Origin of the sequence: Rugamonas apoptosis, from assembly GCF_014042355.1 — a bacterium.
Classification (GTDB): domain Bacteria; phylum Pseudomonadota; class Gammaproteobacteria; order Burkholderiales; family Burkholderiaceae_D; genus Rugamonas; species Rugamonas apoptosis.
In genome coordinates, this window is the sequence record NZ_JACEZU010000012.1 from 1 (window position 1) to 26,869 (window position 26,869).

The following is a 26,869-nucleotide window of genomic DNA, read 5'->3' on the forward strand; positions in this document are numbered from 1 at the left end:
CGATCACCAGCCACCCACCAAGTCCGGTGACAACACCCCCCGGATCATGGACGACTGGGGGCAACAATCATGCCGAACTTGGCTGGCCAAAACCTTGAGGATCAAGGTCTGTATATAGTAACGGGGCGGCCGGCCCCGGGGCGGGCGGGCGCCACGCCGGACGCGGCAATTGATGCGACAATGACGCCTTCGCCACCCATCTCATCCCGCCATGCCCGCCATCCGCCCGCAAGCCCTGCTGTTCGACCTCGACGATACCTTGTGGCCGATCGGGCCCGTGATCGCCCAGGCCGAGCTGGACTTGCACGCCTGGCTGACCGAGCACGCGCCGCGCGTGGCCACCCGTTTTTCCATCGCCGAACTGCGCGAGCGCCGCCTGGCCCTGCTGGCGCGGCGCCCGGAATTGATCGTCGACCTGGCGCACCTGCGCCGCGTGGGGCTGGAGGAAGCGTTCGCGCTGGCCGGCGAGGATGGTCGCCATATCGATGAAGCGATCCGCATCTTCCTCGCCACCCGCAACGCCGTCACTCCCTACGACGACGTGCTGCCGGCGCTGGAACGGCTGCGCGCGCGCTGGCGGCTGGGCACCATCACCAACGGCAACGCGGATCTGGCGCAGATCGGCCTGGCCCACCATTTCGAAGCCACGCTGGCCGCGCCCCAGTTCGGCCGCGCCAAGCCCGACCCGTCCATCTTCCTGGCCGGCTGCGCCGCGCTGGGGGTGGCGCCCGAGGCGGCCGTCTACGTGGGCGACGACCTCAAACTGGACGTGATCGGCGCCCAGCGGGCCGGGATGCGGGCCGTCTGGCTTAACCGCAACGGCGGCCGCGCCCATGAGGAATTGGGCATCGTGCCGGACGCCATCTGTGCCACGCTGGACGAATTGGAAGCATGGCTGCATCAACTTGGCGTGGAATGATGGCGCAAGCGCGCCGCGAGCGTGCATAATAAGCGGGTGACCCAGTTTGTGGCCGGCCCGCGCCGGCCTAGAGAAATATGCAACTCGATACCCGTGCCCAAACCCTGCTCAAAGCCCTGATCGAGCGTTACATCGCCGACGGCCAGCCGGTCGGCTCGCGTGCGCTGTCCAAGATATCCGGCCTCGACCTGTCGCCGGCCACCATCCGCAACATCATGGCCGACCTGGAGGAACTGGGTTACGTGGCCAGCCCCCACACGTCGGCCGGACGGGTGCCCACCCCGCGCGGCTACCGCATCTTCGTCGACACGCTGCTGACGGTGCAGCAGTTCGACGAGCAGGCGGTGGAGGCGCGCATGCGGTTGCAGGCGCCCCAGCCCCAGAAGATGATCGCCAACGCGGCCCAGATGCTGTCGTCGCTGTCGCAGTTCGCCGGCGTGGTGCTCAGTCCGCGGCGCGAATCCGTGTTCCAGCAGATCGAATTCCTGCGGCTGTCGGAAAAACGTATTCTGCTGGTGATCGTCGGCCCCACGGGCGACGTGCAGAACCGGCTGCTGCTGACGGATGTGGATTACACCCCGGCCCAGCTGACCCAGTCGGCCAACTACATCAACCAGAACTACGGCGGGCTGGCGTTCGACGAAGTGCACCAGCGGCTGCAGGGCGAGCTGCGCCAGTTGCGTGACGACATGGGGCGCCTGATGCAGGCGGCCGTGGAGGCGGGCAGCGAGGCGATGGCCGACAGTTCGGACGACATGGTGATCGCCGGCGAGCGCAATTTGCTGTCGGTGAGCGATTTGTCATCGAACATGACGTCGCTGCGCCAGATGTTCGACATGTTCGAACAGAAGACGGGGCTGATGCAGTTGCTGGACGTATCGAGCAAGGCCAGCGGGGTGCAGATCTACATCGGCGGCGAATCGAACCTGGTGCCGATGGACGAGATGAGCGTGGTGACGGCGCCCTACACGGCCAACGGCAAGATCGTCGGCACGCTGGGCGTGATCGGTCCCACCCGCATGGCGTACGAGCGCGTGATTCCGATCGTGGACATCACGGCCAAGCTGCTGTCGAACGCGCTCAGCCACCACTAACAAAAAATTGGGGACGGACCCCAAAAATTGGGGGTCCGTCCCCAATTTTTTGTCAGTGCTTGTGCGGGCAGGCCGTCTTGATGCAGTTGCCGTAGATGGCCAGCGCGTGCTCGGCGATCTTGAAGCCGCGCTCCTCGGCGATCTTATGCTGGCGCTCTTCGATCTCGTCGTCGAAGAACTCTTCCACCCGGCCGCAGTCTAAACAGACGAGGTGGTCGTGGTGCGAACCTTCGTTCAGTTCGAAAATGGCCTTGCCCGTCTCGAAATGGTTGCGATTGAGTAAGCCGGCCTGCTCGAACTGGGTCAGCACGCGATAAACGGTGGCCAGGCCCACATCCATGTTGTCAGCCAGTAATATTTTATAAACGTCTTCCGCCGTCAGGTGGCGTACGGGGCTGCTTTGAAAAATATCCAGGATCTTAAGGCGGGGCAGGGTGGCTTTCAGGCCGCTGGCCTTGAGGTCGGTAGGATTGTTACTCATGTTTGTTACTCTAAGATGGGTCAGGTGCTTTATGATATAGCGTTTTGGCACTTCCGCTCAATTCAATTGAGGACACTTATGCGCGTCACCCAGGCTTTATCGCAGTCTTTGTTGCACCGAATTTCACGCCGCGCGCCCCTGCTGGCGGCCGCCGTTTGCGTCGCATTGGCCACGTCCGGCTGCGCCACCCGCAGCGCGCTGGGCGAAAAACTGAGCGATGCCAAGCACGAGAGCGCCCCCGTGGCGGCCGATGGCGCGCAAACGACCACCATCACCAAGTTCCAGAAGTTCATGTGGTTCTTCTCGCCCTACCGCCCTGATATTCAGCAAGGCAACTTTGTCTCGGAAGAAATGTTAGCTCAGTTGAAAGTTGGCATGACGCGCGATCAGGTCCGTTTCATCTTCGGCACCTCGCTGGCGTCCGACATCTTCCATGCCGACCGTTGGGATTACCCATTCCGCCTGGCCAAGGGCAGTGGCGAAATCACGACCAGCCGCGTGACCGTGTTCTTCAAGGATGGCAAGGTCGATCGCTTTGAAGGCGGCAATTTGCCGACCGAGAAGGAATACATCGCCCGTATCGCCGGCCCGGCGCCCGTCATCAAGCAGGATGCGCCAGCCGCCAAATAATAGAGAATTATTTTCATCGACAGAGCAAAGAGCATGAATCCATTGAATATTGCCATCGCCGGCGCCGGCGGCCGCATGGGCCACATCCTGATCGAAACCATTCTGCAAACGCCGGATGCCCGTCTGGCCGGCGCACTGGACCGCGATGGTTCGCCCACCCTGGGCGCTGACGCGGCCACCTTCCTGGGCCAGAAAAGTGGCGTGGCGATCGAAGCAGACCTGGCCAAGGGTTTGGCCGGCGCCCAGTTCCTGATTGATTTCACCCGTCCGGAAGGCACGCTGGCTCACCTGGCTTACTGCGCTGAACACGGCATCAAGATGATCATCGGCACCACCGGCTTCGATGAAGCGGGCAAGGCTGCCATCGCCGCCGCCGCCAAGAAGACCGCCATCGTGTTCGCGCCCAACATGAGCGTGGGCGTGAACGTCACGCTCAAGCTGCTGCAGCAGGCCGCCAAGGCGCTGTCCGTGGGCTACGACATCGAAGTGATCGAAGCGCACCACCGCCACAAGGTGGACGCGCCGTCCGGCACCGCCTTGAAAATGGGTGAAGTGATCGCCGATGCGCTGGGCCGCGACCTGAAGGAATGCGCCGTCTACGCGCGCGAAGGGGTGACGGGCGAGCGCGACCCGTCCTCGATCGGTTTCGCCACCATCCGCGGCGGCGACATCGTGGGCGACCACACCGTGCTGTTCGCCGGCACGGGTGAGCGCATCGAGATCAGCCACAAGTCCAGCAGCCGCGTCACCTACGCCCATGGCGCCCTGCGCGCGGCCCGCTTCCTGGCCGACAAGGCGACCGGCCTGTACGACATGAACGACGTGCTGTCGCTCAACGACTGACCGGGGAAGCGCCGCGCCGATGACGCCCAACCTCGACACCAGCTTCAACCTGGCGCGTTACTGGGAGCAGGGCGACGCCGTCAGCCACGCCGTGGCTTACCTGCTGCTGGCCATGTCCTTGGCCAGCTGGTTCTGCATCCTGGCCAAGGGGCTGGCGGCCTGGCGTATCCGCCGCGCCGCGCCGGCCGTGCAGGCGTTCTGGGACGCGCCCACCATGCATGATGGCGTGGCCGCGCTGACCCAGGCCGATCCCGAGCAGGTGTACGCGCCACTGGCGCAGTTGGGCGCGGCCCAGCTCAAGGTGGCCGGCCGGCCGTCGCTGGGCGGCGAGATGGGCCACGCGGAGCAGGTCACGCGTGTGCTGCGCGCGGCCGTGCAGCGCGTCACGGCCCGGCTGGAAGCGGGATTGACGCTGCTGGCCTCGATCGGTTCCACCGCGCCCTTCGTCGGTTTGCTGGGCACCGTGTGGGGCATCTACCATGCGCTGGCGGCCGTTTCCACGGCCGGCACGGTGCAGATTGACAAAGTGGCCGGTCCCGTGGGAGAGGCGCTGATCATGACGGCCATCGGCCTCACGGTGGCGATTCCCGCCGTGTTGGCGTATAACGGTTTCAACCGGGTCAACCGCCTCACGCTGGCCGAGCTGGACGCCTTCGCGTTCGACTTGCACGCCTACCTGACGACGGGCGAGCGGGCCCGCACCTGACGTCCTCAAGCCGGGAGTAGCGATGGCCTTTGGCTCATTCAACCACCACCGCCAGCAAGGTCCGATGGCCGACATCAACGTCACGCCCATGGTGGACGTGATGCTGGTGCTGCTGGTGATCTTCATCATCAGCGCGCCCATGTTCACGCACGCCGTCAAGCTCGACCTGCCCAAGGCGCAGGCGCAGGCCAATCCACAGCAGGCGGCCAGCGTGTCGCTGGCGATCGACGCCAAGGGACAGGTGTACTGGAACGATGAAGCCGTGGCGGCGACGGCGCTCGATGCGCGCCTGGCCGAGGCGAGCAAGCTGGATCCGCAGCCGGAGCTGCAACTGCGGGCCGACAAGAACACGCGTTACGAAGTGGTGGCCCAGGTGATGGCCGCCGCCCAGACGGCCGGCTTGAGCAAGCTCGGTTTCGTCACTGAACCACCGAAAGAGAAAAAATAATGGCTACCGCAGAAATCAATGGCGCCGCGATCGTCGACTTCACCACCTTCCATCAGGCGTGCCGGCAGGCGCTGGGCTTCCCCGACAGCTACACCCACACCATGGATGGCTGGGTCGATTGCCTGAGCTATTTGCGCGACGAGGATGGCATGACGCGCTTCCGCTTGAAACCCAACGAGCTGCTCGACATCGTGATCGTGGACGCCGAGGCGATGCGGGCCAAGGTGCCCGACATCCTGGAGGAAGTCACCTACTGCGTAGCCGGCATCAACGAACGCTATGAGGATTACGGCGAGAAGCCGGCGCTCCGGCTGGTGCTGCGCTGACGGACGGCTAACGGACAGGTGGGGCGAACCGGCTTGCGTATCCTGCATTATCATGTCATGACCAACTCGATGGAGGCGGTATGAAATTTCTTAACGTTCAGCCAATCAGCTATTTAAAGAAGAATACGAGCGATGTGGTGAGGCAGGTTCAAGAAACGCGTGACCCCGTGGCCATCACTGTCAATGGCAAAGTCCAGGCGATCGTGCAAGACCCGCTGAGCTATCAGAAAACCCAGGACCAGCTGACCATGCTACGCATTCTTGCCCACGGTAAGCGACAGATTGAAGATGGCAGGGTCACTGAGCACGATGACTTCTTTGCTCAGCTTGAGGCGGAAGACCAAGCGCTCTCTGCCAAATGAAGATCGTTTGGACGGAGGCGGCCAAACATGATTTGATGGATATTCGTGATTTCTTGAGGCATTCCGAGTCCCCTCGGTTTGCCATCAGAGTCACCAAAGAAATTCGCGATGAAGTGGCGACGCTTAAGGAGTGGCCGAAATATAAAGGCATTTTTGTGAAAGAACTGGAAGAACTCAATCTTTCTCAATATCGCCAACTGTTGGCTGGTCAGCATCGTATCATCTTCGAACGTGGCGGCGCTGACGTTTGCTACATACATCTTGTCTGCCATACGAGCCGCGACCTTGAGGCATTGTTGCGCCGTCGTTTGTTGTCCGTCTGATTGATCGCCCCCAGGTGACACGCGTGGCCACCAGAGGGCATCACTTCACATGCAGTCAGCGGGACGGTACGTCCTGGCCATGCTCCGCCGGCGCCAGCGTTAGCACTTCGTAGCCGCTGTCCGTCACCACCACCATGTGTTCCCACTGGGCCGACAGCGAACCGTCGCGCGTTTCCACGGTCCAGCCATCATCCAGTTCCACGGTCGAAGCGCGGCCGGCGTTGATCATCGGTTCGATGGTGAACAGCATGCCCGGCTTGAGCACCATGCCGGTGGCCGGCTTGCCGTAGTGGCGTACTTCCGGATCCTCGTGGTAGACCAGGCCGATGCCGTGGCCGCAGTAGTCGCGCACCACGCTGAAGCCGGCCTTCTCGGCCACGGTCTGGATCGCGTGCCCCACATCGCCCAGCGTGGCGCCGGGGCGCACGGCGCGGATGCCGGCCCACATTGCGCTGTAGGTCACGTCCACCAGCCGCTTGGCCGTCTTGGACGGGGTGCCCACGTAGTACATGCGGCTGGTGTCGCCATGCCAGCCGTCACGGATCACGGCCACGTCGATGTTGATGATGTCGCCATCCTTGAGCACTTCATCGGGCGCCGGGATGCCGTGGCATACCACCTGGTTGACGGAAGTGCACACGGTGGCGGGAAAACCGCTGTAGCCCACGTTGGCGGGAATGGCTTGCTGCACCTTGACGATGTACTCGTTGCACAGCCGGTCCAGTTCCGCCGTGCTGACGCCGGGCCGCACGTGTTCTGCGATCATGGTCAGCACGTCGGCCGCCAGTTGCGCCGCCACGCGCGCCTGCGCGATCTGCTCCGGGGTCTTGACCAGGATGGCCAGCGATTTACGCTTGTTCATGCGCGCCTCCCAGTACTTTCCTGGCGGCGGCCAGCGCGGCCGTGTGCAAGTCGTCCTGTTCATGCGGCAGCGTCACGCCGCCTTCCTGCGCGGCGCGCAGCAGCAGATGGCAGATGTCGCTGTAGCGCAGGTCGGGATTGGTTTCGGCCAGCAGGCCGATGCGCAGCCAGTGTTCGGCTTGCGCGTTGATGGAGCGGTTCAGCGCACCGCTGGCGATGCGCAGATTCTCATGCATCTGGCTGGAGATTTTAACGATGCCCATGGGGGAAGTGCCTTTATACGTTCTATATATGAAACGTATATTATCACAAGCGTGGCGCCGCCGCTGGCGCGCTCTCTCCTGACAGCAGTTCCTGTTCGCTGGCGATCAGCGCGGCCACCATGTCGGCCACCACCCGCACCCGCGGCGAGCGCCGCACGTCGGCATGCATGACCAGCCAGATCTGGCGCGGCGCGGGATGGGTGGGCGCGGGCAGCGGCACCAGGCCGGCGTCGACGCGGCCGATGAAGTGGGGCAGGGCGGCGATGCCCAGCCCGGCGCGCGCCGCCTGCCACAGCCCCGTCATGTCGTTGCTGCGCAGGATGAAGCGGCGGCCCGCCGCCACCCCTTCCAGCCATTGCTGGTGCGGCACCCGGCGCAGGCTGTCGTCGTAGCCGAGGAATTCCCACTGCTCCGGCGCCCGTTCCGCGTAATGGGGCGCGGCGTACAGGCCGTAGCCCAGTGTGCCCAGCGCGCGCGCCACCAGCCCCGGCGCGCTGGGGCGCGACAGGCGCACGGCCAGGTCGGCCTCGCCGCGCGCCAGGTTTACCTCGCGCGTCTCGCCCATCACTTCCAGGTCGATGCCGGGCCAGTCCTGGCGCCGCGCGGCCAGCCGGGGCACGAGGAAGTGAGCGCCCATGGCCGGCGGCACGGACAGCCGCACCGTGCCCTGCAGCGAAGAGACGCCCAGCGCCACGCGGGCGAAGGCCAGCGCCTCGTCTTCCAGCTTGCGGGCCTGGTGCGCCAGCGTTTCCCCTTCCGGCGTCAGGGCCCAGCCGCGCGGCAGGCGGTCGAACAGGCGCACGGCCAGGGTCTGTTCCAGTGCCTCCACCCGGCGCGCCACTGTGGAATGCTCCACCCCCAGCTTGCGGGCGGCGGCCGACAGGCTGCCCAGCCGCGCCAGTTCCAGAAAATGGCGCACGTCGTCCCATTGCAGATTGCTGGCTGATTGTTTTTGCACAGACATTGTGTGATTTTTGAGAATTGTTGTTGATTTATGCGCAGTGTAACCTGAGTCCGTCCCATCAACTTCAAGGAGAACTTCATGGACAAGGACATCAACAACAAGGCCGGCCAGATCGTGATCCACGCTTATGGCGACGCCAGCGTGCTGGAACACGGCAGCGTCATCCTGCCGCCGCCGGGCGGGGGCGAGATCCGGGTGCGCCACACGGCCATCGGCGTCAACTTCGTCGACATCTACCACCGCAGCGGCCTGTATCCGCTGCCCGCCTTGCCGGCGGTGCCTGGCGTGGAGGCGGCCGGCGTGGTGGAGGCGATCGGGCCCGGTGTGCAGGGACTGGCCGTGGGCCAGCGCATCGCCTACGCGGGGCCGCCGGCCGGCGCCTACAGCACGGCGCGCAACCTGCCGGCCGAGAAAGCCATCGCCCTGCCGGATGAGGTGGCGGACGACACGGTGGCCGCGTTGCTGCTGCGTGGGATCACGGCCCACATGCTGTTCCAGCACGTGCGGCCGCTGCGGGCGGGCGACACGGTGCTGGTGCAGGCGGCCGCCGGCGGCCTGGGGCTGGTGCTGGTGCAGTGGGCCAAGGCGCTGGGCGCGACCGTGATCGGCACCGTCAGCAGCGAGGCCAAGGCCGCGCTGGCACGCGAACATGGGCTGGATCACGCCATCAACTATCGTGAGCACGCCGTACCGGATGCCGTGCGCGCGCTGACGGCCGGGCGCGGCGTGGACTACGCCATCGACGGCATCGGCGGCCAGACGCTGGTGGACACGTTGCGCGCCGTGCGTGCGTTCGGCATGGTGGCCAGCGTGGGACAGGTGAGCGGCGAGGTGCCGCTCGACCTGTCCATGCTCGGCGGCGGCCATAACGTGGCGTTCGCGCGGCCCAGCATGTTCGGCATGGTGGCCGATGCGGGCCTGTACCGTGAAGCGGCGCAGGCCACGCTGGCGCGATTGAAGGGCGGCCTGCGGGCCACGGTAGCCCAGGTGCTGCCGCTGGCGCAAGCGGCCGAAGCCCATCGCCGGCTGGAGGATGGCGCCAACTCTGGCGCCATCCTGTTGCGGCCCTGAGGGACGGCGCTTCAGTTTAACTTCAGTCCAGCGTCAGGCCAGCCTCAGTCCAGTTGCGGCTGCGGCTCGGGGTGGGATGGCGCGGCCAACGGGGCGACGACCCCCAGCGCCGTTTCCACTTGCGTGATCAGCCACGGCTGGCCCGGCCCGCTGGTGGCCTGCTTTGCGATGCTGGCGCAGGCGCGCGCCACGTCGGGCGAGGCCAGCAGCTCGCGCAGGCCGTGGTGCAGGCGCCGGGCGCTCAGCCGCCGGGACAGGATCACGCGCGCCACGCCCAACTGGCGCGCCCGCGCCGCGTTGTCGAACTGGTCGAACGCGGACGGCACCACCAGTTGCGGCACGCCGGCGCGGAACGCTTCAGCCATGGTGCCAATGCCGCCATGGTGCACCAGCGCGGCCAGTCGCGGCAGCAGCGCGTTGAAGGGCGCCTCGGCCACCCACATCACGTGCGGCGGCAAGGAATCGGGTACCTGGGCCCGGTGCGGCGTGATGAACAGGCCGCGCCGTCCCAGCCGGCCCAAGGCGTCCAGCGCCATGCTGAAGTAGCCGGCCGCATGCTGGTGCCCCGTGCCCGGCGTGAAGCCGATGGGGGCGGGGCCAGCAGCCAGGAACTGTTCCAGCACCGGCGCCAGCGGCGACAGGGGCGGCAGGAGCGACGAGGGTGGCAAGGGCGACACGGGCGGCGTGGCGCCGTGGTCGGTGCGGGGGAAGTCGCCGCCGGTCAGGTGGGACGGCCAGTCCGTCTGCCGGGGTGCGAACCAGGATGGGAACAGGTTGATGGCGGCGTCTGGCGCGCGCACCATGTGCTCCAGGAAGCCCGTCACGGGCGGCAGGCCGCGCAGCGCGCGCCCGGCGTTCAGGCTGGGCAGTGTGGCCGGGTCGATCGACACCCGGTTCGCCACCTGCCACAGCAGCCGGCGCCAGAACAGCGGCGTCCAGCGGGGAATCGACATGGAACCGAGCATCTGCAAGTCCCGCAGGCTGCACAGGTTAGATGGCGCCAGATAGGCGCTGACCACGCGCAGCCCCGGCCGCGCCGCGCGGGCGATGGCGCCCAGCGGCGCCAGGATGGGGTGGCACAGCAGCACGCAATCGTCGTCCGGCGGCAGCGCCGCCACCATGTCGTGCAGCACCTGCAGGTGGGGCACGCCGGCCTGCCAGGCCACGCCAAAGCCTTTGCGCTCATCCCACAGGTCCGGGTTGTCCAGTGTCGCCTGGAACTGCGCCGCCTGGCCGAACATCTGGTAATCAAGCCCGCTGGCCAGCACGGTCTTTTCGTGGAAGGCCGGCACCAGCATGCGCACCCGGTGTCCCCGTGCGCGCAAGCCCTGCGCCAGCAGCACGAAGGGCCGGATGTCGCCGCCGGTGCCGGAGCTGGCGACGATGATGAGCGGGCCCGTGGCGGGGCGGTGTGTGGCGAGCGTCGGCGGCATGGGCTTCCTGGTCAGCGGACGGTTTTCGGGTCGAAATGGGGGTTCTGGATCAGGCCCAGCACGTTGCCGAACGGGGCGTTCAGTTCCGCCACCTTGATGCCGTCGCCCACGTCCTGCACGGCCGCGTGCACGGTGGCGCCCAGCGCGAGCAGGCGCGCCACGTCGGCCTCGATATCGTCCACACCCCAGTAAGCCTTGGCGCCCGTCTGGCCGGGCTGGCCGTCCGGCACCAGGCCCAGTTCAAAGCCGCCCACGGCGAAACCTACGTAGAACGGCTGGTCGAAATAGGGGGCCACGCCGAACGCCTGCGTGTACCAGTCCTTGCCCTGGGCCAGCTCCGGCGTGGGGTAGATCACGGTGCGTAATCCCTTGATCATGGTTGTCTCCCTGCTCATGTTAAAAAAACCATATCATGCCACGTTCGCCTCCGCCGTGGGCGCCGGCCGCGCCGGCACGCTCAGCCTGGCCGCTAACCAGTATAATGTTCGGTTCATATACACTTCTGGCCGCACACATCATGCAAGATAAATATAGTCCCGCCGACGTCGAAAAAGCCGCCCAATCCCACTGGAAGGCGATCGATGCCTACAAAGCCGTCGAAAACGACCCCCGTTTCCCCAAGGGTAAGTACTACGCTTGCTCGATGCTGCCTTACCCTTCGGGCAAGCTGCACATGGGTCACGTGCGCAACTATACGATCAATGATGTGATGTACCGCTACCTGCGCATGAACGGCTACAACGTGCTCATGCCCATGGGCTGGGACGCCTTCGGCATGCCCGCCGAGAACGCGGCCATGGCCAACAACGTGCCGCCGGCGCAATGGACCTACTCCAACATCGCCCACATGCGCGAGCAGATGGAGTCCATGGGCCTGGCCATCGACTGGTCGCGCGAAATGACGGCCTGCAAACCCGAGTACTACAAGTGGAACCAGTGGATGTTCCTCAAGATGCTGGAAAAAGGCATCATCTACAAGAAGACCGGCACCGTGAACTGGGACCCGATCGACCAGACCGTGCTGGCCAACGAACAGGTGGTCGATGGCCGCGGCTGGCGTTCCGGCGCGCTGATCGAAAAGCGCGAAATCCCCATGTATTACGCCCGCATCACGGATTACGCAGATGAGCTGCTGGACTACGTGGACACCAAGCTGCCCGGCTGGCCCGAGCGCGTGCGCACCATGCAGACCAACTGGATCGGCAAATCGACCGGCGTGCGCTTCGCCTTCCCGCACCAGATCAAGGACGCCGCCGGCGCCCTGATCGGCGATGGCAGGATGTACGTGTTCACCACCCGTCCCGACACGGTGATGGGCGTGACCTTCTGCGCCGTGGCCGCCGAGCACCCGCTGGCCGTGCACGCCGCGCAGAGCAACCCCGCGCTGGCCGCCTTCAACGCCGAATGCAAGCTCGGTTCCGTGATCGAGGCCGACATGGCCACCATGGAGAAGAAGGGCATGCCCACCGGCCTGTTCGTCACCCATCCGCTGACGGGCGCCCAGGTGGAAGTGTGGGTCGGTAACTACGTGCTGATGACCTACGGCGACGGCGCCGTGATGGGCGTGCCGGCCCACGACGAGCGCGATTTCGCGTTCGCCAAAAAATACGACCTGCCGATCAAGCAGGTGATCCGCGCCGAAGGCAAGGAATTCTCCACCGACGCCTGGCAGGAATGGTATGGCGACAAGGACATCTCCATCGTCTGCAACTCGGCCCAGTTCGATGGCCTGAACTACGCCGACGCCGTGGAAGCGGTGGCCGCCGCCATGGCCGATAAAGGCCTGGGCGAGAAGAAGATCACCTTCCGCCTGCGCGACTGGGGCGTGTCGCGCCAGCGCTACTGGGGCACGCCGATCCCGATGATCCACTGCGACGACTGCGGCTCGGTGCCGGTGCCGGAGCAAGACCTGCCCGTCGTGCTGCCGGAGGACTGCGTGCCGGACGGCAGCGGCAACCCGCTCAACAAGCATGAAGCCTTCCTCAAGTGCGACTGCCCCAAGTGCGGCAAGCCAGCCCGCCGCGAGACGGACACCATGGACACCTTCGTCGATTCGTCGTGGTACTACATGCGCTATACCTCGCCCGGTTCGAGCGAGTCCATGGTCGACGCGCGCAACGATTACTGGATGCCGATGGACCAGTACATCGGCGGCATCGAGCACGCCGTGATGCACTTGCTGTATGCCCGCTTCTGGACCAAGGTGATGCGCGACTTCGGCCTGGTCAAGTTCGACGAGCCGTTCGTCAACCTGCTGACCCAGGGCATGGTGCTGAACGAAACCTACTACCGCGAAGACGCGGCCGGCAAGAAGACCTGGTTCAACCCGGCCGACGTGGACCTGACGCTGGACGACAAGGGCCGCCCGCAAGGCGCCACCCTGACGGCCGACGGCCAGCCGGTGCACATCGGCGGCACGGAGAAAATGTCCAAGTCGAAGAACAACGGCATCGACCCGCAAGCCCAGATCGAGCAGTACGGCGCCGACACGGCCCGTTTGTTCACCATGTTCGCCTCGCCGCCGGAACAGACGCTGGAATGGTCGGGCAGCGGCGTGGAAGGCGCCAACCGCTTCCTGCGCCGCGTGTGGGCTTACGGCTACGCGCAAGCGGCCCGTATCGGTTCCGCGCTGGCCGCACCGGCCGCGCCGGTGGCCACCGAGCCGCAGAAAACCCTGCGCCGCGAACTGCACAAGATCCTGCAGCAGGCCGACTACGACTTGAAGCGCATCCAGTACAACACCGTGGTGTCGGCCTGCATGAAGATGCTCAACACGATGGAATCGGCCAAGCTGGATGACAGCGCCGAGTCGAACGCGCTGGTGGCGGAAGGCTTCTCCATCTTCCTGCGCCTGCTCAACCCGGTCGCGCCGCACATCACCCACGTGCTGTGGGAACAACTGGGCTACGGCAAAGTGTTCGGCGACCTGCTGAACGCCGCCTGGCCGCAGGTGGACCCGGCCGCGCTGGAACAGGCCGAGATCGAGATGATGATCCAGGTGAACGGCAAGCTGCGTGGCAGCGTCACCGTGGCCAAGACGGCCGACAAGGCGGCCATCGAAGCGGCCGCGCTGGCCAACGAGGCGGTGCAGAAGTTCATCGAAGGCACGCCGAAGAAGGTCATCGTGGTGCCGGGCAAGTTGATCAACATCGTGGTGTAAGCGATGACGGCCACCACTTCCGTGTTGTGGCGGCGCTGGGGCGCGCTGCTGGCGTTGTCCCTGTCGCTGACCGCCTGCGGCTTCCACCTGCGCGGGGAGGGTGGCCATTACACGCTGCCGTTCCCGTCGCTGTACGTGGGCTTGCCGGAGTCGTCGCCGCTGGCGATAGACCTCAAGCGCAACATCCGCGCCAATGGCGGCACCACCGTGGCGGCCAATGCCAAGGATGCGGACGGCGTGATCGAGGTGTTGAGCGATCCGGAAAAGACGCGCAGCAAAACGATCCTGTCGCTGAACAGCAATGGCCGGGTGCGCGAGTACCTGCTGGCCTACACCATCATGTTCCGGGTGCTGGACCGCCAGGGCAACGAGCTGCTGCCGTCCACCACCATTTCGCTGAACCGCCCCATCACCTTCAACGAAACCCAGTTGCTGGCCAAGGAGCGCGAGGAAGCGTTGCTGTACAAGGACATGCAGACCGACCTGGTGCAGCAGATGATGCGCCGCATCGCCGCCCTCAAGCCGGTGCAGATGTCGGTGGCGCCGGCCAGCCGGCAGTAAGCGGGGACAGTCATGCAATTGCGACCGGAAGCGCTGGACGGCCACCTGGGCAAGCAGCTGGCCCAGCTGTATGTCGTCACCAGCGACGAACACCTGCTGGCGCTGGAGGCGGCCGACAAGATCCGCCGCGCCGCGCGCGCGCAAGGCTATTCCGAGCGCGACGTGCTGACCGTGGAGCGCACCTTCAAGTGGGGCGAACTGCTGGCGGCCAACCAGGCCTTGTCGCTGTTCGGCGACAAGAAGCTGATCGAGCTGCGCATCCCCAGTGGCAAGCCGGGCAAGGATGGCGGCGCGGCCCTGCAAAGCTATGTGAAGGACCTGAGCCCGGACAACCTGACGCTGATCACCCTGCCCAAGCTGGACTGGCAGACGCAGAAGGCGGCCTGGGTGGCGAGCTTGCAGCAGGCCGCCGTCTATATCGACATTCCGCAGGTGGAGCGTAACCAGCTGCCCAACTGGATCGGCCAGCGGCTGGCCGCGCAAGGCCAGAGCGCCGACCGCCAGAGCATCGAGTTCATCGCCGACCGGGTGGAGGGCAATTTGCTGGCGGCGCACCAGGAGATCCAGAAACTGGGCCTGCTGCACGAGCCGGGCCGCTTGAGCTACGAGCAGGTGCACGACGCCGTGCTCAATGTGGCCCGTTACGACGTGTTCAAGCTGAGTGAAGCCATGCTGGCCGGCGATCCGGCCCGCCTGGTGCGCATGCTGGAAGGCTTGAAGGGCGAAGGCGAGGCGCTGCCGCTGGTATTGTGGGCCGTGTCCGAGGAAATCCGGACGCTGTTAAAATTGAAAGCGGGGATGGCGCAGGGCCGTCCCCTGGGCGCACTGCTCAAGGAATACCGCATCTGGGGTCCGCGCGAGCGCATGATGGACCCGGCCCTGCGGCGTATCTCGCTGCCCACGCTGGAGGCAGCCATGAAGGATGCGGCGCAGGTGGATAAAATGATCAAGGGCCTGCGGGCCAAGGCGTTCTCCGGCGACGCCTGGGACGCCATGCTGCAGCTGGCGCTGAAAGTCGCGCGCGGCTGATCGCGTGCCGTTGGCGCGCCGCCAGCGCGCCAAACCGACGAATTTGTGGCAGGACGAACGGGATAAATATGGACATCAAGCAATACATGGAACAAGTGGGCCAGCAGGCGCGCGCCGCGTCGCGCGCCATGGCCAGGGCCGACAGCGCCACCCGCAACCGCGCGTTGCTCCTGATCGCCGAGGCGATCGAGCGCGAAGCGCCGGCCCTGCGCGCCGCCAACCAGCTGGACCTGGATGCGGCCCGCGCCACCGGCCTGGCGCCGGCCATGGTGGACCGCCTGACCCTGTCGGAGGCGGCCATCGCCACCATGGTCGAAGGCTTGCGCCAGATCGTCGCGCTGCCTGACCCGATCGGCGAAATCTCCGGCATGAAGTTCCGCCCGTCCGGCATCCAGGTGGGCCAGATGCGCGTGCCGCTGGGCGTGATCGGCATCATCTACGAAGCCCGTCCCAACGTGACCGTGGACGCGGCCGGCCTGTGCATCAAGAGCGGCAACGCCACCATCCTGCGCGGCGGCTCGGAAGCGATCAACTGCAACCGCGCGCTGGCCAAGCTGGTCAAGGAAGGCTTGCTGGGCGCCGGCTTGCCGGAAAACGGCGTGCAAGTGGTCGACACCACCGACCGCGCCGCCGTGGGCGCCATGATCACCATGCCGCAATACGTGGACGTGATCGTGCCGCGCGGCGGCAAGGGCCTGATCGCGCGCCTGATGGAAGAAGCCACCGTACCGATGATCAAGCACCTGGACGGCATCTGCCACGTCTACATCGACGCCAAGGCCGACCTGCAAAAGGCGCTCGACATCGGCTTTAACGCCAAGTGCCACCGCTATGGCACCTGCAATACCATGGAAACGCTGCTGGTGGCGCGCGCCATCGCACCGCGCGTGCTGCCGGAGCTGGCCAAGCTGTACGCCACCAAGCAGGTCGAGCTGCGCTGCGATCCGGAAGCGCAGGCCATCCTGGCCGGCTACCCGCACCTGGTGGCCGCCACCGAAGAGGACTGGGCCACGGAATACCTGGCCGCCATCCTGGCCGTGAAGGTGGTGGACGGCATCGACCAGGCGATGGACCACATCAACCGTTATTCGTCCAAGCACACCGAGTCCATCGTCACCGAGGACTACACGGACGCCATGCGCTTCCTGCGCGAAGTCGATTCGGCGTCCGTGATGGTGAACGCCTCGACCCGTTTCGCGGACGGCTTCGAATACGGCCTGGGCGCGGAAATCGGCATCTCCAACGACAAGCTGCACGCGCGCGGCCCGGTCGGCCTGGAGGGCCTGACTTCGCTCAAATACGTGGTGTTCGGCCACGGCGAAGTGCGCAAGTAAGCAAGCAAATAAGTACAACCGACAGGAGTCCCATGCTCTGGATTAAAGCGCTGCACATCTTCTTCGTCATTTCCTGGTTCGCCGGGATCTTTTACCTGCCGCGCATCTTCGTCAACCTGGCGCAGGAATCGGAGACGGTGGCCACCGAGCGGATGTTGATGATGGCGCGCAAGCTGTTCCGCTTCATGACCATGCTGATGGTGCCGGCCATCGTGTTCGGCGCCATCCTGCTGTATTTGCAGTACAACGGCCCCGATGGTTTCGCCATTCCGGGCTGGATGCATGCCAAGCTGGGGCTGGTGGCGCTGGTGCTCGGTTATCACCACGCCTGCGGTTCGCTGTTGAAGAAGTTCGAGAACGGCGCCAACAAGCGCAGCCACGTATGGTTCCGCTACTTCAACGAGGTGCCGGTGCTGATGCTGCTGGCGATCGTGATGCTGGTGGTGGTCAAGCCATTTTAAAGTAGTTTTTGCAGTGAATTTTGTAGTCAATGTGGCATACGATATAAACGGTATGTTGATTTTTAACGGATAAAAGGTACACCTGATGACTTCTTATTTTTGCCCATGCCCGCGCGGCATGGAAGCGGCGCTGGCCGAAGAACTGGGCGAAATCGCCCAGCAAAGCCCCACCCTGAAAGTGCACAACCAGGTGCCCGGCGGCGTGCACTGCTCCGGCGACCTGTACGACGCCTACCGCGTCAACCTGCATTCGCGCATCGCCTCGCGGGTGCTGATGCGCATGGCCGTCATCGGCTACCAGAACGAGAATGACATCTACGACCTGGTGCTGGCCCAGCCCTGGGAAGACTGGTTCACCTACGACCATACGATCCGGGTCGACGTCACGGCCGTCAAGTCGCCGCTGAAAAGCCTGGAATTCACCACGCTCAAGATCAAGGACGCCATCTGCGACCGCTTCCGCGACCAGTTCAACAAGCGTCCCTCGGTCAACACCCGTGAACCGGACATGCGCATTGTCGGCTTCCTGGACGCGCGCCAGTTCACCATCTACCTCGACACCTCGGGCGAGGCGCTGTTCAAGCGCGGCTGGCGCGAGGAGACGGGCGACGCGCCGTTGCGCGAGAACCTGGCCGCCGGCCTGCTGCGCGTGTCGGGCTGGAAGCCGGGCGTGCCGTTGTTCGACCCCATGTGCGGCTCCGGCACCATCCTGTGCGAAGCGGCACAGATGGTGCAGGGCATTCCGCCGGGCGCGCGCCGCCGTTTCGCCTTCGAAGCGTTCAACGGTTTCGATCCGGCCCCGTGGCAAGCCATGAAGGCGGCCATCAAGCCCAATCCGCTGCCGGCCACGCCGACCATTTTCGGCAGCGACATTTCCGGCGACATGGTGGCCATGGCGCGCCACAACCTGCGTTGCGCCGGCGTGCTGTTCGAGGTGCCGCTCAAGCAGATCGAGGCCCAGGAAGTGAAGGCACCCACCGAGCAGCCGGGTATCCTGCTGACCAACCCGCCGTACGGCGAGCGGATCGGCGTGCGCGGCGACAGCACGCTGCCCGAGGATGAACTGGCCGTCAGCTTCTATTCGGCGCTGGGCACCACGCTCAAGCAGCGCTTCGCCGGCTGGACCGTGTTCCTGTTCACGGCCGATCTCAAGCTGCCGCGCATGCTGCGCCTGAAGGAGGCCCGCAAGACGCCGTTCTTCAACGGCGCGCTGGAATGCCGTCTGTTCCGCTTCGACATGGTGGCCGGCTACAACCGCCGCGAGGAAGCCAAGCCCAAGACCGAGTAAGGTCAGGAAGGCCATGGCGGGGCGCCAGCCCCGCCTTTCATTTGCGGCCAGTGCAATGCTGGCCGCATGGTTGTGCCGCGACAGCAACAGTCGCGTGGCGATGCCGCAATGCGGTGGCGCCTGTTCCCGCCCCCCCCCCGATAGCCCGCACATTGTTTTTTCGCTACACATGCGGCGCCCGCCCCACGTGCCAGCCCGCCGCGTCCATTTTTCGCTTGTCCGCCCGGCGATACTGCTGTTATAAGGGAAATGCTGACATGCGTATCACATCGCAAGCCGCCCCCATCCGTCGAACAGAGGGGAATTAGTGTGGTTACTCTTGCATTATGGTTGACGTCCCGTTATTAGCGGCGCATGCTACTACGCCAAACGGATCGATTAATATTTACGCTGGGAAACCAGTGCGGTTGAATAGAAATTATTATTGCCTATAAGTTATCTTTAGTGAACTTTGTGCTAATATGACTTTCAGCAATATGGATGACCACCCCACAAGGGCGGTCGCAGGTGACGCAAACAGCAGAACAAAAAACCGTGGCGGCGTGGTACCCGAGAACGCTGTCCCCATTCGACATCCATTGGCGGCAATGCTTGATACGATGCATCAATCAGACCAGGACATTCGCAATCGCTTGCTGATTGCCCGTCTGCCGGCCATGCCGCAGATACTCATCAAGTTGATCGAGCACTTGCAAGCCGACGACGCCGGCATGCCCGAGCTGGCCGCGCTGATCGCCAAGGATGCCGGCATGACGAGCAAGATACTGACCGTCGCCAACAGCTCGGCCTATCATCGCAACAACCGCGCCGTGGGCCTGGAGCAGTCGCTGGTGTCCTTGGGCACCGACATGATCAAGACGCTGGTGATCAGCGAATCCGTATTCCAGACCTTTAACAGCTTCCCCCATTCCGGCAGCACCGACCTGCGCAGCTTCTGGAAAAATTCGCTCACGACGGCCGTGCTGGCGCGCGACATCGCCCGTCAGATGGACTATCCCCATGTGGAGGAAGCCTACTTGGCCGGCCTGCTGCACAACGTGGGGCGTCTCGCCCTGCTGGCCACGGCGCCCAAGGAATACGCCTACAACTTCATGGCCCGCGACGACGAGGACCTGTGCGTGGTGGAGCAGCGCACGCTGCAGATCACCCACTCGGAAGCGGGCGCCTGGCTGATCGAACGCTGGCACCTCGATTCCTTCCTGGCCGACAGCGTGCTGTATCACCATGAACCGATCGCGCGGCTGGAATCGGCCCATCCCCTGATCCGCATCGTGCGCCTGGCCCACCTGCTGGGCTGCCATCCTGGCGACAACGCGCAGGCACTGGACGACGCGGCGCACTTATGCGGCCTCGATGGCGGCGCGCTGGAACAGGTGGCCCGCACGGCCGAGCGCCAGGTGGAAAAGTCGGCCGCCCATCTGGGTATCGACCTGGCCGGCGCCGACGACATCGCCACGCCGCCGGCCTACGCGCCGCCGCCGCCGGTGGACCCGGTGCAGCAGCGCCTGTCCGAGGAAGTGCGCAACATCATGCTGGTGTCCGAGATGGGCCAGACCTTCGCCCGCCAGCATGGCGAAACGGGCTTGCTCGACTCGATGACGCGCTCGGCCCGTATCTTGTTCGATTTCGACACCACTGTGGTGCTGCTGGAAAATCCCACCGGCCACGCGCTGGTGGGCGTGGCCGGCGGCGAGCAGCAACAGCGCCTGGCCGAATTTTCCATCGCGCTCGGCAAGCCGGGCATGGTGGCGCAGTCGGCCAACGACCGCAAGCTGGCCTATGTGAGCCGCGATGACGCGGGCCTGAGCCTGGCCGAGGAGCAGTTGTTCCGCATCCTCGGTACGGACAGCCTGGTGTGCCTGCCGCTGGTGGCCAACCAGCGCTGCCTGGGGGTGCTCATCGGCGGCGCGGCCGCCTGGCAGATGCCGCACTTCCAGAAGCGCGAGCGCTTCCTGCAATCGTTCGGCACCCAGGCCGCCGTCGCGCTGGAGACGGCCATGAGCGAACGTGGCCACGCCAAGCGCCAGATCGCCCACGTGGCCGAGGAATACCGCGAAGCGTCGCGCCGCGTGGTGCATGAAGTGAACAACCCGCTGTCCATCATCAAGAATTACCTGTCCGTGCTGGACAGCAAGCTGGCCCGGCGCGAACCCGTGGTGGGCGAGATGTCGATCCTGAACGAGGAGATCGACCGCGTGGGCCAGTTGATCAACGGCCTGGCCGATCTGCAGCCCACGGAAACGTCGCGCGTGACGGACGTGGGGCGCGTGGTGGACGACGTGTTGCGCCTGTTCCGCGCCACCGACTTCGTGCCGGCGTCCGTGCAGATTTTGGTGCGCATGCAGGAGCAGGCGGCCGAGATCGACGGCGACGCCGATATGCTCAAGCAAATCCTCGTCAACCTGGTCAAGAACGCCGTCGAAGCCCTGCCCAACGGCGGCAAGATCGAGATCGCCAACCGCGGTTATGTGAACCGCGAGCGCCGGCTGTACCTGGAACTGGTGGTGTCCGACAGCGGCCCTGGCCTGTCGCAGGAAGTGCTGGCCAACCTGTTCTCCGTGGTCCGCAGCAGCAAGGACGGCGCCAATCATGGCCTGGGCCTGTCCATCGTGCATGGCCTGGTCAAGAAGATGCAAGGCCAGATCACCTGCCGCTCCGGCAACACGGGTACCGCATTTGAAATTCTGCTGCCCGCCCGTGGCAGCACCAGCCAAGTCGCCGGCGTGAACACGCGCGCGATGGATTCCGTTTAAGGCCATGATGAACCTGCCCCCAGACAGCGCCGCCGCTGCCATCGATCCCAACCCGGCGACCGCCCAGATGGCCGTGGCCCTGGCCGGCGACAACTGGCCGCGCCTGCTGCTGGTCGACGATGAACCGCGATTGCTGTCGTCGCTGTACGAACTGCTGCGCGACCGCGACTACCATCTGGTGACGGCCACCTGCGGCAGCGAGGCGCTGGCCCAGCTCAACAAACTCAAGTTCGACCTGGTGCTGCTCGATTTGCGCCTGCCCGACATGAGCGGCCACGAGATCATGGACTTCATCAACGCCAAGGGCATCGATGGCGACGTGATCGTGATGAGCGGCGACGTGGGCATCGAGGCCGCCATCGGCGCCTTGAAGCGGGGCGCCTACGATTACCTGCGCAAGCCTTGCAGCCGCGAGGAATTGCTCAAGACGGTGGAGAACGCGCTGCAGCAGCGCAAGCTGGCGCTGGACAACGCGCGCATCGCCTCCAAGCTGGAAAACTCGGAGAAGATGTACCGCTACCTGGTCGACAGCTCGCCCGACATCATCTACACCCTGAACCACGAAGGCAAGTTCACCTTCGTCAACGACCGCGCCCAGCAGCTGCTGGGGTTCACGCGCGAAGAACTGATCGGCAAGCATTACTCGATCCTGGTGCACGACGAGGACCAGGAGCGGGCCCGCTACGTGTTCAATGAGCGCCGCGTTGACGAGCGGGCCTCGCGCAACGTCGAGCTGCGCCTCAAGTGCAACACGGGCAACGGTGTCGAGCGCACCTTCAACAATACCCTGATGACGATTTCGCTCAACGCGATCGGCATGCACGTGCCCGACCAGGACGTCAAGCAGCGCGAATTCTTCGGCACCTACGGCGTGGCGCGCGACATCACGGACCGCAAACGGGCCGAGGAAGTGATCTCCTACCAGGCCTACCACGACATCCTGACGGACCTGCCCAACCGCATGCTGTTCAAGGACCGCCTGGGCCTGGCCGTGATCCAGGCCAAGCGCAAGCTGACGGAACTGGCCGTGATGTTCGTCGACCTGGACCGCTTCAAGCTGGTCAACGACACGCTGGGCCACGTCAAGGGCGACGAATTGCTGCAGCAGGTGGCGCTGCGCCTGAAGGATTGCCTGCGCCGCGGCGACACGCTGGCGCGCCAGGGCGGCGACGAATTCACCATCGTGCTGCCGGAGCTGCGCGACCGCCAGGACGCCAAGGCCATCGCCGACAAATTCCTGGAATGCCTGCACAAGCCGTTCGAGCTCGATGGCCATGAGGTGCACATCTCGGCGTCGATCGGCATCGCCATCTACCCCAGCGATGGCGAAACCATCGACGAACTGCTGCGCCATGCGGACATCGCCATGTACCAGGTCAAGGCGCTGGGCAAGAATGGCCACAGCTTCTATCACGACTCCATGCTGGACGTGTCGCACCAGAAGATCGCGCTGGAGCAGAGCCTGCGCAAGGCACTGGAGCAGAACGAACTGGAAATGTACTACCAGCCGCAGGTGGACGTGGCCACCGGCCGCATCATCGGCGCCGAAGGCTTGATGCGCTGGAACCATCCGCAGCGCGGCCTGCTGTCGGCCGGCGAGTTCCTGCCGTTCGCCGAGGAGAATGGCCTGATGCTGCCGATCTCGGACTGGATGCTGGGCGCCCTGTGCCGCGACCTGCTGCTGTGGAACGCGGCCGGCGGCGACGCCATCCGCCTGTCGCTCAACCTGTCGCCGCAATACCTGGACCGGGGCGACTTCTTCGAGAAGATGCGCGGCGCGCTGACCCGCTACGGCATTTCGCCGGCCCAGATCGAAGTGGAGATCACGGAGAACATCTGCATCCGCAATCCGCAGTACGCGATCGAACAGTTGAACAAGCTGTGCCAGCTGGGCGTGTCCGTCGCCATCGACGATTTCGGCACCGGCTATTCCTCGCTGTCGTATCTGCACCGCTTCCCCATCCACACCATCAAGATCGACCAGTCGTTCGTCAAGGAGATCCACGACGAGCAGGGCCACTATCCCGTGATCCTGGCCATCATTTCGATCGCGCGCGGCCTGGGCCTGCACCTGGTGGCGGAAGGCGTGGAGACGGCCGTGCAGGCGCGCTACCTGGAAGCGAACGGCTGCACCACCATGCAGGGCTATCTGTATCACCGGCCCATCTCGCTGTCGCACTTCATCAGCGTGCTGCAGGAGCAGAACCGCTTGAGCGCGCCGGCCGGCGCCGCGCCGCTGATGCAGGCGCCGCCCATGATCGCGATCCAGGCCTGATTCCCGATGCAGAAATACCACCCGACCGAGGCCGACGCTTCAGCCGGCAGCACCTACACCGCCGAATACCTGCGGGTGCGGGGGCTGGCCGAGCGCGGCGTGGCCAACGCCCAGCACAGCCTGGGCTTCATGTATTTCAACGGCCAGGGTGTGGCGCAAAGCTATGAACAGGCCGTGGCCTGGTACCGCCAGGCCGCCAACGCGGGCCTGGAACATGCCCAGTACAACCTGGGCGTGATGTACCAGAAGGGCCAGGGCGTGGCGCAGGATTACCTGGAGGCGGCCCGTTGGTACCAGCTGGCGGCCGAACAGGGTTACGCGGCGGCCCAGTACAACCTGGGCTGGCTGTACGCCAAGGGACAGGGCATAGAGCAGGACAGCGCCAAGGCCATGCACTGGTTCAGCAAGGCCGCCGAACAGGGCGACGCCGGGGCCCAGAACAACCTGGGCATGATGTACGACACCGGCAAGGGCGTGCCGCAGGACTTCCGCCAAGCCATCCAGTGGTACCGCAAGGCGGCCGAGCAGGGCTACGCGCGCGCCCAGTTCAACCTGGGCCTGCGCTACGACAATGGCCAGGGCGTGCCGCAGGACGTGGGCCAGGCCATGGCATGGTTCCGCAAGGCGGCCGACCAGGGTTACGCGCCGGCCCAGTTCAATCTGGCGCTGCGCTTTGACAAGGGCGATGGCGTGGCCCAGGACAGCCAGAAGGCGATCCAGTGGTACCGCCGCGCGGCCGAGCAGGAGCACGCCAGTTCCCAGTTCAACCTGGGCCTGATCTACGATAATGGCCAGGGCGTGCCGCGCGACGAGCAAAAGGCGCTGGCCTGGTACCGCAAGGCGGCCGAGCAGGGCCACGCGGCGGCCCAGAACAACCTGGGCCTGCGCTATGACCATGGCCAGGGCGTGGCCCAGGATTACGAACAAGCCCATTTCTGGTATCGCAAGGCGGCCGAGCAGGGTTTTCCGGCCGCCCAGTACCACCTGGCCATGCTGTACGACTGCGGCCACGGCGTGCCGCAGGATGCGCAGGAAGCCATTTTCTGGTATCGCAAGGCGGCCGACCAGGGCCATTTGCGGGCCCAGTTCGACCTCGGCCTGCGCTACGAGAATGGGCAGGGCGTGCCGCAGGATTTACGCAAGGCGCTGTCCTGGTACCGGCGCGCCGCCGAACAGGATTACGCGGCCGCCCAGTACATGCTGGGCCGGCTGCACGACAGCGACGAGGGCCCCGCGCCCGACTGCGTGCAGGCCGGCGACTGGTACCGCAAGGCGGCCGGGCAGGGCCACACGCTGGCCCAGTTCACGCTGGCGCTGCGCTACGACACGGGCCATGGCCTGGCGCGCGACTACGCGCAAGCCCGGCACTGGTATCTGCAGGCGGCCCGCCAGGGCCATGCACGGGCCCAGCTCAACCTGGGCTTGATGCTGCTGGCCGGCCAGGGCGCACCCGCCGACGCGGGGCAAGCCTGGATCTGGCTGACCATGGCGGAACGGGCCGGTGCGCCGGCCGCCGCCAAATACCGGCAAATGGCCGCCGGCCGGCTCGACCCGGCCGCCCTGGCCCAGGCCCGGGAACAGCTGGAATTGTTGCCAGGCTGATCACAAGCCTGCGCCTTCCTTGCCGGTGGGGCGGGCCGGCGCTCAAGCGACCGGCATTTCCTGCCGTTAATAGCGCGACGACCACGAATCCTTGAACGGTCCGCGGCGCCATCGCGCGCCGTTGACCAGCGCCCATCCATGCAGATCAACAGCAATCTGTCGGCCCTGAACGCCCAACGCAGTTATGCGCGGGCGGAGACGGCGCTCGACACGACCTTGCAGCGGCTGTCCAGCGGCCAGCGCGTCAATTCGGCGCGCGACGACGCGGCCGGGCTGGCGATCGGCGCGCGCCTCACGGCCGGGGTGCGGGGACTGCAGCGGGCGGCCCAGAATGTCAGCGAAGGCATCTCCCTGCTGCAGGTGGCCGACGGCGCCATGGGCGAAATATTGACCAATTACCAGCGCATCCGTGAACTGGCCGTGCAGGCGGCCAACGACACCAACAGCGTCGCCGACCGTGGCGCCATCCAGCATGAGGCGGACGCGCTGGTGCAGGCCAGTATCGGCATCGCCAGCAGCGCCCAATACAACCACCTGAACCTGCTGGATGGCTCGTACCGGACCCAGTTGCAGGTCGGTGACCAGGCCGGCGCCGTGATCGACGTGGCGATTCCGGCCGTGTACCGCAGCAGTCCGAGCGGCTCGGTACAGGCGGATGTGCCGGAGCAGCAAGTCAATCTGAGTGGCCAGGTGACGGCGGCCCTGCACGCGGGCGATCTGACGCTCAATGGCGCAGCCGTCGGTGCCGCCGTGGCTGGCGCCGGGGCAGGCCAGGGCGCCGCCAGCGCCTGGGCGGCGGCGGCAGCCATCAATGGCGCCGGCGTGTTGGGTGTGACGGCCAGCGCCACCACCACCATCAGTGCCGACGTGGCCGGCAGCGGCAATATCGCGGCTGGCGGCCTGTCCATCAACGGCGTCGCGCTGGGGCCCATCGCGGGCGCCAGCGCCAGCGCGCTGGCCGCCAGCGCGGCGGCCGCCATCGCGGGTGCGGGCATCGCCGGTGTGACGGCCAGTGCCAGCGGCGGCACGTTGACGCTGGCGGCGGCCGACGGCAGCGACATCACCATCGCCGGCGGTGGTGTGCTGGGGCTGACGGCGGGCGTCCATAGCGGCACCGTCACCTTGCTCGATGCGCCTGGCGGCGGCGCGCATAATCTGCTGGTGGGCGGCGCCAATCCGGGCGCGGTGGGCTTGACGGCCGGGCCGCATGCGTCCACACCGACCGGCAACACGGTCACTGTGCTGCGCTCGGCCGGCGGCGGCGGCGACCCGCCGATCGACCTGAGCAGCTTCGCCGGCGCCACCGCCGCGCTCGATTTCATCGACACCAAGATCGACAGCGGTATCGCGCTGCGGGGGCAACTGGGCGCGCTGCAAAACCGCTTGCAGCTCGCCTACGATGGCGACGTGGGCACGGGGGCCAATCTGGCGGCCGCCCGTTCCCGCATTCTGGACACGGATTACGCCAGCGAAACGGCGCAACTGACCCGCAGCCGTATCCTGCAACAGGCGGCCGCCTCCATGGTGGCCCAGGCCAACGCCACGCCCCAGCAAGCGCTGTTGTTGCTGCGCTAGCGGCGCCCGCTGGCCAAGCCGGATGGCCGTCCCCCCCGATACGGTTCACCGCGTTAATATTTCCCACTGGAAAATTTTTCGTTATATAATAGATAAAATTAACTTTT

General features: G+C 65.4%; 26 protein-coding genes. 20 read left to right on the top strand and 6 right to left on the bottom strand.

Annotated elements, in window-relative coordinates:
• The first annotated feature begins 211 nt into the window (after positions 1–211).
• Both H3H39_RS21390 and hrcA read left to right on the top strand, forming a co-directional pair.
• Positions 212–919, top strand: coding sequence for an HAD family hydrolase (locus H3H39_RS21390; protein ID WP_182156364.1), 708 nt, complete (start codon positions 212–214; stop codon positions 917–919).
• A gap of 77 nt (positions 920–996) precedes the next feature.
• Entirely contained in the window at positions 997–2,013 is a 1,017-nt protein-coding gene (gene hrcA, locus H3H39_RS21395) for a heat-inducible transcriptional repressor HrcA (protein WP_182156366.1), read from the top strand.
• A 52-nt stretch (positions 2,014–2,065) separates the two neighbouring features.
• Here hrcA and fur read toward each other — a convergent pair whose 3' ends face one another.
• Entirely contained in the window at positions 2,066–2,494 is a 429-nt protein-coding gene (gene fur, locus H3H39_RS21400) for a ferric iron uptake transcriptional regulator (protein WP_182156368.1), read from the bottom strand.
• A 78-nt stretch (positions 2,495–2,572) separates the two neighbouring features.
• On the opposite strand from fur, the gene H3H39_RS21405 reads away from it, so the two are divergent.
• The 7 genes from H3H39_RS21405 (at position 2,573) to H3H39_RS21435 (ending at position 6,132) form a co-directional block, all read left to right on the top strand.
• Complete coding sequence (locus tag H3H39_RS21405) at positions 2,573–3,124, top strand: outer membrane protein assembly factor BamE (protein WP_182156370.1); 552 nt, start codon at positions 2,573–2,575, stop codon at positions 3,122–3,124.
• Between the two features lie 33 nt (positions 3,125–3,157).
• Positions 3,158–3,967, top strand: a complete 810-nt coding sequence (gene dapB, locus H3H39_RS21410; protein ID WP_182156372.1) for a 4-hydroxy-tetrahydrodipicolinate reductase — start codon at positions 3,158–3,160, stop codon at positions 3,965–3,967.
• Positions 3,968–3,986: 19 nt separating this feature from the next.
• Positions 3,987–4,673 (top strand): MotA/TolQ/ExbB proton channel family protein, encoded by a 687-nt coding sequence (locus tag H3H39_RS21415; protein WP_182156374.1) that lies wholly within the window; start codon positions 3,987–3,989, stop codon positions 4,671–4,673.
• Between the two features lie 22 nt (positions 4,674–4,695).
• Positions 4,696–5,121: an ExbD/TolR family protein gene (locus H3H39_RS21420; protein WP_182156376.1), complete on the top strand. Its 426-nt coding sequence runs from the start codon at positions 4,696–4,698 to the stop codon at positions 5,119–5,121.
• Positions 5,121–5,447, top strand: a complete 327-nt coding sequence (locus H3H39_RS21425; RefSeq protein ID WP_182156378.1) for a barstar family protein — start codon at positions 5,121–5,123, stop codon at positions 5,445–5,447. The genes H3H39_RS21420 and H3H39_RS21425 overlap by 1 nt, the downstream gene beginning before the upstream one ends.
• Before the next feature lie 80 nt (positions 5,448–5,527).
• The gene (locus tag H3H39_RS21430; protein WP_182156380.1) at positions 5,528–5,809 is read left to right on the top strand and encodes a type II toxin-antitoxin system Phd/YefM family antitoxin; all 282 of its coding nucleotides are present in this window, start codon (positions 5,528–5,530) and stop codon (positions 5,807–5,809) included.
• A complete protein-coding gene (locus H3H39_RS21435) occupies positions 5,806–6,132 on the top strand; it encodes a type II toxin-antitoxin system RelE/ParE family toxin (RefSeq protein ID WP_182156382.1) in 327 nt (108 codons plus the stop codon). The genes H3H39_RS21430 and H3H39_RS21435 overlap by 4 nt, the downstream gene beginning before the upstream one ends.
• Positions 6,133–6,187: 55 nt before the next feature.
• On the opposite strand, the gene map is transcribed toward H3H39_RS21435, so the two are convergent.
• The 3 genes from map to H3H39_RS21450 are packed head-to-tail and all read right to left on the bottom strand — an operon-like array spanning position 6,188 to position 8,220.
• Positions 6,188–6,994: a type I methionyl aminopeptidase gene (gene map, locus H3H39_RS21440; protein WP_182156384.1), complete on the bottom strand. Its 807-nt coding sequence runs from the start codon at positions 6,992–6,994 to the stop codon at positions 6,188–6,190.
• Entirely contained in the window at positions 6,981–7,256 is a 276-nt protein-coding gene (locus H3H39_RS21445; protein WP_182156386.1) for a ParD-like family protein, read from the bottom strand. The genes map and H3H39_RS21445 overlap by 14 nt, the downstream gene beginning before the upstream one ends.
• 43 nt (positions 7,257–7,299) lie before the next feature.
• The gene (locus tag H3H39_RS21450; RefSeq protein WP_182156388.1) at positions 7,300–8,220 is read right to left on the bottom strand and encodes a LysR family transcriptional regulator; all 921 of its coding nucleotides are present in this window, start codon (positions 8,218–8,220) and stop codon (positions 7,300–7,302) included.
• Positions 8,221–8,298: 78 nt separating this feature from the next.
• On the opposite strand from H3H39_RS21450, the gene H3H39_RS21455 reads away from it, so the two are divergent.
• Positions 8,299–9,291: a quinone oxidoreductase family protein gene (locus tag H3H39_RS21455; RefSeq protein WP_182156390.1), complete on the top strand. Its 993-nt coding sequence runs from the start codon at positions 8,299–8,301 to the stop codon at positions 9,289–9,291.
• 44 nt (positions 9,292–9,335) lie between these two features.
• Here H3H39_RS21455 and H3H39_RS21460 read toward each other — a convergent pair whose 3' ends face one another.
• Positions 9,336–10,724 (bottom strand): nucleotide disphospho-sugar-binding domain-containing protein, encoded by a 1,389-nt coding sequence (locus H3H39_RS21460; RefSeq protein WP_182156392.1) that lies wholly within the window; start codon positions 10,722–10,724, stop codon positions 9,336–9,338.
• 11 nt (positions 10,725–10,735) lie between these two features.
• Positions 10,736–11,101, bottom strand: coding sequence for a VOC family protein (locus tag H3H39_RS21465; RefSeq protein WP_182156394.1), 366 nt, complete (start codon positions 11,099–11,101; stop codon positions 10,736–10,738).
• A 140-nt stretch (positions 11,102–11,241) separates the two neighbouring features.
• Here H3H39_RS21465 and leuS point away from each other — a divergent pair, with 140 nt between their 5' ends.
• From leuS to H3H39_RS21515, 10 genes are all read left to right on the top strand, one after another.
• Positions 11,242–13,884 carry a leucine--tRNA ligase gene (gene leuS, locus H3H39_RS21470; RefSeq protein WP_182156396.1) on the top strand — a complete coding sequence of 881 codons (2,643 nt, stop codon included), beginning with the start codon at positions 11,242–11,244 and terminating at the stop codon, positions 13,882–13,884.
• Positions 13,885–13,887: 3 nt separating this feature from the next.
• Positions 13,888–14,445, top strand: a complete 558-nt coding sequence (locus tag H3H39_RS21475; protein WP_182156398.1) for an LPS-assembly lipoprotein LptE — start codon at positions 13,888–13,890, stop codon at positions 14,443–14,445.
• 12 nt (positions 14,446–14,457) lie between these two features.
• Positions 14,458–15,474 carry a DNA polymerase III subunit delta gene (gene holA / locus H3H39_RS21480; RefSeq protein WP_182156400.1) on the top strand — a complete coding sequence of 339 codons (1,017 nt, stop codon included), beginning with the start codon at positions 14,458–14,460 and terminating at the stop codon, positions 15,472–15,474.
• 68 nt (positions 15,475–15,542) lie between these two features.
• Positions 15,543–16,808 carry a glutamate-5-semialdehyde dehydrogenase gene (locus H3H39_RS21485; protein WP_182156402.1) on the top strand — a complete coding sequence of 422 codons (1,266 nt, stop codon included), beginning with the start codon at positions 15,543–15,545 and terminating at the stop codon, positions 16,806–16,808.
• 32 nt (positions 16,809–16,840) lie between these two features.
• Positions 16,841–17,269: a CopD family protein gene (locus tag H3H39_RS21490; RefSeq protein WP_182156404.1), complete on the top strand. Its 429-nt coding sequence runs from the start codon at positions 16,841–16,843 to the stop codon at positions 17,267–17,269.
• An 85-nt stretch (positions 17,270–17,354) separates the two neighbouring features.
• Complete coding sequence (locus H3H39_RS21495; protein WP_375540450.1) at positions 17,355–18,557, top strand: THUMP domain-containing class I SAM-dependent RNA methyltransferase; 1,203 nt, start codon at positions 17,355–17,357, stop codon at positions 18,555–18,557.
• 599 nt (positions 18,558–19,156) lie between these two features.
• Positions 19,157–21,310 (top strand): HDOD domain-containing protein, encoded by a 2,154-nt coding sequence (locus tag H3H39_RS21500; protein ID WP_182156406.1) that lies wholly within the window; start codon positions 19,157–19,159, stop codon positions 21,308–21,310.
• A gap of 4 nt (positions 21,311–21,314) precedes the next feature.
• Complete coding sequence (locus H3H39_RS21505) at positions 21,315–23,585, top strand: EAL domain-containing protein (protein WP_375540451.1); 2,271 nt, start codon at positions 21,315–21,317, stop codon at positions 23,583–23,585.
• Between the two features lie 6 nt (positions 23,586–23,591).
• Complete coding sequence (locus H3H39_RS21510; protein ID WP_182156408.1) at positions 23,592–25,187, top strand: SEL1-like repeat protein; 1,596 nt, start codon at positions 23,592–23,594, stop codon at positions 25,185–25,187.
• A gap of 138 nt (positions 25,188–25,325) precedes the next feature.
• Positions 25,326–26,762, top strand: coding sequence for a flagellin N-terminal helical domain-containing protein (locus tag H3H39_RS21515; RefSeq protein ID WP_182156410.1), 1,437 nt, complete (start codon positions 25,326–25,328; stop codon positions 26,760–26,762).
• Positions 26,763–26,869: the final 107 nt, after the last annotated feature.